Annotated in this window: 9 protein-coding genes; 1 reads left to right on the forward strand and 8 read right to left on the reverse strand. The window is 70.0% G+C overall.

Annotated features, from left to right (window positions below; genetic code table 11):
• Positions 1-2: 2 nt before the first annotated feature.
• The 8 genes from AOJ26_RS14030 to clpS all read right to left on the reverse strand — a co-directional run bounded on the left by AOJ26_RS14030 (position 3) and on the right by clpS (position 5,143).
• Positions 3-953 (reverse strand): PLP-dependent cysteine synthase family protein, encoded by a 951-nt coding sequence (locus tag AOJ26_RS14030; RefSeq protein ID WP_053848593.1) that lies wholly within the window; start codon positions 951-953, stop codon positions 3-5.
• A gap of 6 nt (positions 954-959) precedes the next feature.
• On the reverse strand, positions 960-1,238 hold the full coding sequence (locus AOJ26_RS14035) for a MoaD/ThiS family protein (RefSeq protein WP_031056734.1): 279 nt from the start codon (positions 1,236-1,238) through the stop codon (positions 960-962).
• 116 nt (positions 1,239-1,354) lie between these two features.
• Positions 1,355-1,450, reverse strand: coding sequence for a putative leader peptide (locus AOJ26_RS45065; RefSeq protein ID WP_020121180.1), 96 nt, complete (start codon positions 1,448-1,450; stop codon positions 1,355-1,357).
• Positions 1,451-1,538: 88 nt separating this feature from the next.
• Positions 1,539-1,892, reverse strand: coding sequence for a hypothetical protein (locus AOJ26_RS43845; RefSeq protein ID WP_053848594.1), 354 nt, complete (start codon positions 1,890-1,892; stop codon positions 1,539-1,541).
• Positions 1,893-1,916: 24 nt separating this feature from the next.
• Entirely contained in the window at positions 1,917-2,339 is a 423-nt protein-coding gene (locus AOJ26_RS14045) for a Mov34/MPN/PAD-1 family protein (RefSeq protein ID WP_053848595.1), read from the reverse strand.
• A 69-nt stretch (positions 2,340-2,408) separates the two neighbouring features.
• Complete coding sequence (locus AOJ26_RS14050) at positions 2,409-3,860, reverse strand: amino acid permease (protein WP_053848596.1); 1,452 nt, start codon at positions 3,858-3,860, stop codon at positions 2,409-2,411.
• A 321-nt stretch (positions 3,861-4,181) separates the two neighbouring features.
• The gene (locus AOJ26_RS14055) at positions 4,182-4,784 is read right to left on the reverse strand and encodes a DUF2017 domain-containing protein (RefSeq protein WP_053848597.1); all 603 of its coding nucleotides are present in this window, start codon (positions 4,782-4,784) and stop codon (positions 4,182-4,184) included.
• Between the two features lie 41 nt (positions 4,785-4,825).
• Positions 4,826-5,143, reverse strand: coding sequence for an ATP-dependent Clp protease adapter ClpS (clpS, locus tag AOJ26_RS14060; RefSeq protein ID WP_053848598.1), 318 nt, complete (start codon positions 5,141-5,143; stop codon positions 4,826-4,828).
• Between the two features lie 58 nt (positions 5,144-5,201).
• Here clpS and AOJ26_RS14065 point away from each other — a divergent pair, with 58 nt between their 5' ends.
• Positions 5,202-6,548, forward strand: a complete 1,347-nt coding sequence (locus AOJ26_RS14065) for a nicotinate phosphoribosyltransferase (RefSeq protein ID WP_053848599.1) — start codon at positions 5,202-5,204, stop codon at positions 6,546-6,548.
• The last annotated feature ends 281 nt before the right edge of the window (positions 6,549-6,829 follow it).

A 6,829-nucleotide genomic window follows, 5' to 3' on the forward strand; every position in this document is an offset into this window, starting at 1 on the left:
GGTCACGCCCAGAGCTGGCCCTGGAGCATCTCGATCGCTTCCTCCGTGGTCGCCGCCGTGTAGACGCCCGTGGAGAGGTACTTCCAGCCGCCGTCGGCCACGACGAACACGATGTCGGCGGACTCCCCCGCCTTGACCGCCTTGTTGCCGACGCCGATCGCCGCGTGCAGGGCGGCGCCCGTGGAGACGCCCGCGAAGATGCCCTCCTGCTGGAGGAGCTCACGGGTGCGGGTGACCGCGTCCGCGGAGCCGACGGAGAAGCGGGTGGTGAGCACCGACGCGTCGTACAGCTCCGGTACGAAGCCCTCGTCGAGGTTGCGCAGGCCGTACACCAGGTCGTCGTAGCGCGGCTCGGCGGCGACGATCCTCACGTCCGGCTTGTGCTCGCGCAGGTAGCGGCCGACGCCCATCAGGGTGCCGGTGGTGCCGAGGCCGGCGACGAAGTGGGTGACCGAGGGGAGGTCGGTGAGGATCTCCGGGCCGGTCGTGGCGTAGTGGGCGCCCGCGTTGTCGGGGTTGCCGTACTGGTAGAGCATCACCCAGTCGGGGTGCTCGGCGGAGAGCTCCTTGGCGACCCGTACGGCGGTGTTGGAGCCGCCCGCGGCGGGCGAGGAGATGATCTCGGCGCCCCACATGGCGAGCAGGTCCCGGCGCTCCTGCGAGGTGTTCTCGGGCATCACGCAGACGATCCGGTAACCCTTGAGCTTCGCCGCCATCGCCAGCGAGATGCCGGTGTTGCCGGAGGTGGGTTCCAGGATCGTGCAGCCCGGGGTCAGCCGGCCGTCCTTCTCCGCCTGCTCGATCATGTGCAGGGCCGGGCGGTCCTTGACGGAGCCCGTGGGGTTGCGGTCCTCCAGCTTGGCCCAGATGCGGACGTCGGCGGACGGCGAGAGCCGCGGCAGGCGCACCAGAGGGGTGTTGCCCACCGCGGCCAGCGGGGAGTCGTAACGCATCGACGATCAGGCCATGCCGCCGGCCACGGCCGGCAGGATCGTGACGTTGTCGCCGTCGGCGAGCTTGGTGTTGATGCCGTCGAGGAAGCGGACGTCCTCGTCGTTCAGGTAGACGTTGACGAAGCGGCGCAGCTCACCGCCGTCCACGATGCGGGCCTGGACGCCGGCGTGCCGGGTCTCCAGGTCGGCGAAGAGCTCGGCGAGGGTGTTCCCGTTGCCCTCCACCGCCTTCTGGCCGTCGGTGTAGGTGCGGAGGATGGTCGGGATGCGGACCTCGATGGCCATGGCTCAGGGCTCCTGTCGGATGGTGTCTGGTCGGTGGGCGCGCGGCAGCTCTGGTGCGGCAGGTCGTGCGTGTGGGGCGCGCCGCGGCTCACGGCCGTACGGCGGCAGGGGCAGCGTCAACAGATGGCGCTGGCGAGCCTGCACAGGTCGACGTGCAGCCGCGCCACGAGCAGGGTGCCCGGCGTCTTCTCGCTCACGTCGTAAGAAACCATGGGGTCATCGTATCGATTCCCCATCCGGGTCCCGGAATGTGATCCCACCATGCGGACGGATTCCGGCCGCTGGCTGAGATACGGCAGCTCAGGCGGAGTACCGCGGGACCAGCAGGCTCGGCACGACCACCGAGGACGGCCGGGCATCCCGGTCGAACACCACGCGAGCCACGTCCTGGTGGACCGTGGTCAGCGACGGGTCCGTCGACTCGCTGCTCCCGGCCGGGTCGTCGACGCCGGCGAGCCGTTCGGCGGCGGAGTGCTTCTGGCCGTCGGGGCCGGTGACGGTCGCGATCCTCGTGCGGCCCAGGGAGCCGGGGTGCTGGACGGCCCAGGGAGACGGGGTGCTGGACGGCCCGCCGGGTGCGCCGGAGACGACCGGGATCCCGAGCCCGTCGGGCGTCTCGTGGGGCCGGTCGCCGGGGCGCAGGGAGAACAGCATCTCGCCCCCCGAACGTCCGCGGGCCTAGTACGCCGCGACGATCTCCACGTCCTCCTCGGTGACCTCGCCGTCGAGGATCCGGTAGGAGCGGAACTGGAAGTCGCCGAGGCCGTCGGTGTCGGCGGTGGAGACGAGGACGTAGTGGGCGCCGGGCTCGTTGGCGTAGGAGATGTCGGTGCGGGAGGGGTAGGCCTCGGTCGCGGTGTGGGAGTGGTAGATGACCACCGGCTCCTCGTCGCGGTCGTCCATCTCGCGGTACAGCTTGAGCAGGTCGCCGGAGTCGAACTCGTAGAACGTCGGCGACATGGCGGCGTTGAGCATGGGGATGAAGCGCTCGGGGCGGTCCGATCCGGCCGGGCCCGCGACGACTCCGCACGCCTCGTCGGGGTGGTCCTTGCGCGCGTGCGCGACGATCTGGTCCACGAGGGCCTGGGTGATGGTCAGCATGCCGAAAGGATAAGCAGAGGGCCGCCCCGTACCGAGGAGCGGTACGAAGCGGCCCACATGCCGGACCGGCTAGCTTCCGACCTTCTCGAACTCCGGCTCGCGGCGCTCGGTGATCCGCGGGTTGCGGCTCTTGAGGACCACCCAGCCGACGCCGAGGGCGACGGCCCACACGGCGAGCACGTACAGGCTGATCCGGGACTCGGAGTCCTTCGCGATCAGACAGGTCACGAAGAGCAGGAACACGATGGCGACCCAGGAACCCACCGCGCCGCCCGGCGCCGGGAAGGAGGAGGCGGGCAGACGGCCCGCCTCGACGGCTCGGCGGTAGAGGACGTGGCTGATCAGGATCATGAGCCAGGTCCAGATGCCGGCGCCGACGGCCACCGAGGTGACGTAGGAGAACGCCTTCTCCGGGACGACGTAGTTCAGGACCACGCCGATGCCCATGAAGAGCACGGAGACGGTGATGCCGAGGGCGGGGGTCTTGGTGGAGGACAGCCTGCCGAAGGCGGCGGGGGCCTCTCCGCTGTCGGCCAGGTTCCGCAGCATGCGGCCGGTGGAGTACATGCCGGAGTTGCAGGACGACAGGGCCGCGGTGAGGACGACGAAGTTGACGATGCCGGCGCCGGCGGGGATGCCGATCATCGCGAACGCCTTGACGAAGGGGCTGACGCCCGGCGCGAACTCGGTCCACTTCACCACGCAGAGGATGACGGTGAGCGCGCCGACGTAGAAGAGGGCGATCCGCCAGGGGAGGGTGTTGATCGCCTTGGGCAGCGTCTTCTCGGGGTTCTCGGACTCGCCCGCCGTGACGCCGACGAGCTCGACGGCGAGGTAGGCGAACATGACGCCCTGGAGGGTCATCAGGGACGAGCCGATGCCGTTGGGGAAGAAGCCGTCGAACTCCCACAGGTTGGAGACGGCGGCGGTGTCACCGGCGTTGCTGAAGCCGAAGGTGAGGACGCCGAGGCCGATCACGATCATGCCGATGAGCGCGGTGACCTTGATCATGGAGGCCCAGAACTCGATCTCGCCGAACAGCTTCACCGAGATCAGGTTCGCGGTGAAGAGGACGACCAGGAAGACCAGGGCGGTGACCCACTGCGGGATGCCGGGGAACCAGTAGTGGATGTAGATCGCGGCGGCCGTCAGCTCGGCCATGCCGGTGACGACCCACATCAGCCAGTAGGTCCAGCCGGTGAAGTAGCCGAAGAACGGGCCGAGGAACTCGCGGGAGTACTCCGCGAAGGAGCCGGAGACCGGGCGGTAGAGCAGCAGTTCGCCGAGGGCCCGCATGATGAAGAAGATGATCACGCCGGCGAGGGCGTACATCAGGATGAGGCTCGGACCGGCCTTGGCGATGTTCGCCCCGGCGTTGAGGAAGAGGCCGACGCCAATGGCGCCGCCGATCGCGATCATCTGGACCTGGCGGCTGCCGAGTCCGCGCTCGTACCCCTCTTCGGACTCGCCAGGGGCCTTCTCCGGGCCTGAGCCCTTGCCTTCGACCTGAGCGGAGGTCATGTGGTGGTGCGCCTTTCTCCATGCCGAACCGGGCCTCTCGTCGGCCACGGATCGGGTTTCGATCCCCCCGGATTGATGGAGTCGTGCCTGGCCGGCGGTTGCCGGCTCGGTGGCGCACCCGGACGAACATGCGGGTGGTGTTCGCCGGGCGGTCGTGAAGATTTATCACGGCCGCAACAGTGATCACCTGGGCGCGATGTGGCACGCACCACAGGGAGAAGCGGACAAAGAGCACCCGTGGCGGACATAGGCGGCCATCACGGTGACGTGATCGTTATCCGGATTTGAGCGTCCTCTGAGCGAACACGGAACCGTCACATCTCACGGCATAAGGGTGTTCACGAGGGTCTCCTGGAGGCCGCCCAGCCACAGGTACGCCATCACCATCGGCTTGCGGGGGTCCTCGTCCGGGAGCCGGTAGAGGAGGTCGGTGTCCTCCTCGTCGGTGATGTCGAGGCGGGAGCCGATGGCGAGCCGCAGGTCGTTGAGGGCGCCGAGCCACTGCCGGGACTCACCGGCCGACAGCTTGAGGACCGCGCCGCCGTCACCGGCGGAGCGCAGCGCGTCCAGGGAGCGGACCACCGCGAGGGCGTTCTCGCGCTTGCCGGCCCGCAGGTCGTTCTCGGTGTAGCGGCGGAACTCCGAGGAGTACGCCCGCTGCTCCTCGGCCTCCTCGGCCTGCGGGGTGCCCTCGGGGTCGCTGTAGGCGTCCGGGAAGAGCCGCTTGAGCACCGGGTCGGAGGGCGGTTCGCTCGGCCCTTCCGCGAAGAGCTCGGCGAGCGGGTCGTCGGGGGCGTCCTCGGCGGGTCCGGGGCCGATGAGTTCCAGGAGCTGGACGGCCAGCGACCGGATGATGGAGATCTCGACGTCGTCGAGGGCGACGGCCGCGCCGCCGCCGGGGAGCGGTTCGAAGGTTCCGGGCATCAGGGATTGTCGCTACTTCCGGTCCTGCGGGCGGGGTCGGGTCATTTCCGGTCCTGCTGGAGGGTGGCCCACAGACCGTAGCCGTGCATGGCCTGCACGTCGCGCTCCATCTCCTCGCGGGTTCCGCTGGAGACGACCGCCCGGCCCTTGTGGTGGACGTCGAGCATCAGTTTGGTGGCCTTGTCCTTCGAGTAGCCGAAGTACGTCTGGAAGACGTAGGTCACGTAGCTCATGAGGTTGACCGGGTCGTTGTGGACGATCGTGACCCAGGGGACGTCCGGCTCGGGGACGGCGAAGACCTCTTCCGCCGACTCGGTGCGTTCGATCTCTACGGGAGCGGGTGACGTCACACGGCCCATGCTGCCACGCACCCCACAAATCGTCACACTGACGCGAAGTGGGGTAGCATCTCTTGTTATGAACACAGCGGACCTTGGGCTGCCGGTGGACGTTCCCTCGACGGCACTCTTCACGGACCAGTACGAGCTGACGATGCTGCAGGCCGCGCTGAAGGCGGGTACCGCCGAACGGCGCAGCGTGTTCGAGGTCTTCACCCGGCGGCTGCCGGAGGGGCGCCGCTACGGCGTCGTCGCGGGCACCGGCCGGGTGCTGGACGCGGTGGAGAACTTCCGCTTCGACGGGGACGTCCTCGCCTTCCTGCGCGAACGCTCCATCGTCGACGAGGAGACCCTGGACTGGCTCGCCTCCTACCGCTTCGGCGGCGACATCTGGGGCTACCCGGAGGGCGAGGTGTACTTCCCGGGCTCGCCGATCATGCGGGTGGAGGGCTCCTTCGCCGAGTGCGTGCTGCTGGAGACCGTGATCCTGTCGATCCTCAACCACGACTCCGCGATCGCCGCGGCCGCCTCCCGGATGTCCTCGGCCGCGGGCGACCGGCCGCTGATCGAGATGGGCGCCCGCCGCACCCACGAGCTGTCCGCGGTGGCCGCCGCCCGCGCCGCCTACGTCGGCGGCTTCGCCACCACCTCCGACCTCGCGGCCGGTTTCCGCTACGGCATCCCCACGGTGGGCACCTCCGCGCACGCCTTCACCCTGCTGCACGACCAGGAGCGGGACGCCTTCCAGGCCCAGGTGGACTCGCTGGGCCGGGGCACGACCCTGCTGGTGGACACCTACGACGTCACCGAGGCCGTCCGTACGGCCGTCGAGGTGGCCGGGCCGGAGCTCGGGGCCGTGCGCATCGACTCCGGCGACCTGCTCCTCGTCGCCCACCGGGTGCGGCAGCAGCTGGACGAGCTGGGCGCGAAGGGGACGCGGATCATCGTCACCTCCGATCTCGACGAGTACGCTATCGCCTCGCTGGCCGCGGCCCCCGTGGACGCCTACGGCGTCGGCACCCAGCTGGTGACCGGGTCCGGGCACCCGACCGCCTCGATGGTCTACAAGCTGGTCGCGCGGGCCGGGTCCGACGACCCGAAGGCACCGCTGATCCCGGTCGCGAAGAAGTCGTCCGGGGGCAAGACCTCGGTCGGCGGCCGCAAGTGGGCGGCCCGGCGGCTGGACGCGGACGGGATCGCGGAGGCCGAGGTGGTGGGCACCGGGCCCGTGCCGGCGGGGCTCACGGACCGGCAGCTCCTGGTGGAGCTGGTCAAGGGCGGCGAGGTCGTCGCCCGCGAGCCGCTGGACGTCGTACGGGACCGGCACGCGGCCGCCCGGGCCAACCTGCCGCTGTCGGCGACCCAGCTCTCGCGCGGGGAGCCCGTCATTCCGACGGAGTATGTCAACGGGCGCACGGGTAGCTAAGGAGCTGTCCGGCCGATCGGGCCGGTCCCCGTACGAAGCTGTTCGGGCGTGGCGGATCCGGCTGCCGACGGCAACGCCCCAGGTGGGCGCCCGGCCCGCGCGGCGCCGGCGTGATCCGCCGGACAGGCCCCGCGGCCGCCGCCCCGAACGCGCCCGCCCGTGCCCCCTCCCGCTCACTCCGCGAAGTCTCCAGGCCCGTAAGTTCACTCTTAGTCGAACGACACCCACCATGCGCCGCGCCTTGATCGTCGTCGACGTGCAGACCGACTTCTGCGAGGGAG

The sequence above is a fragment of the Streptomyces sp. NRRL B-24085 genome, assembly GCF_001282115.1.
Taxonomy (GTDB): Bacteria; Actinomycetota; Actinomycetes; order Streptomycetales; family Streptomycetaceae; genus Streptomyces.

What these genes read in the sequence shown, in the direction of transcription:
- AOJ26_RS14030 (WP_053848593.1), bottom strand. Translation starts at nt 953, where the DNA reads ATGCGTTACGACTCCCCGCTGGCCGCGGTGGGCAACACCCCTCTGGTG.
- AOJ26_RS14035 (WP_031056734.1), bottom strand. Translation starts at nt 1,238, where the DNA reads ATGGCCATCGAGGTCCGCATCCCGACCATCCTCCGCACCTACACCGAC.
- AOJ26_RS45065 (WP_020121180.1), bottom strand. Translation starts at nt 1,450, where the DNA reads ATGGTTTCTTACGACGTGAGCGAGAAGACGCCGGGCACCCTGCTCGTG.
- AOJ26_RS43845 (WP_053848594.1), bottom strand. Translation starts at nt 1,892, where the DNA reads ATGCTGTTCTCCCTGCGCCCCGGCGACCGGCCCCACGAGACGCCCGAC.
- AOJ26_RS14045 (WP_053848595.1), bottom strand. Translation starts at nt 2,339, where the DNA reads ATGCTGACCATCACCCAGGCCCTCGTGGACCAGATCGTCGCGCACGCG.
- AOJ26_RS14050 (WP_053848596.1), bottom strand. Translation starts at nt 3,860, where the DNA reads ATGACCTCCGCTCAGGTCGAAGGCAAGGGCTCAGGCCCGGAGAAGGCC.
- AOJ26_RS14055 (WP_053848597.1), bottom strand. Translation starts at nt 4,784, where the DNA reads ATGCCCGGAACCTTCGAACCGCTCCCCGGCGGCGGCGCGGCCGTCGCC.
- clpS (WP_053848598.1), bottom strand. Translation starts at nt 5,143, where the DNA reads ATGGGCCGTGTGACGTCACCCGCTCCCGTAGAGATCGAACGCACCGAG.
- AOJ26_RS14065 (WP_053848599.1), top strand. Translation starts at nt 5,202, where the DNA reads ATGAACACAGCGGACCTTGGGCTGCCGGTGGACGTTCCCTCGACGGCA.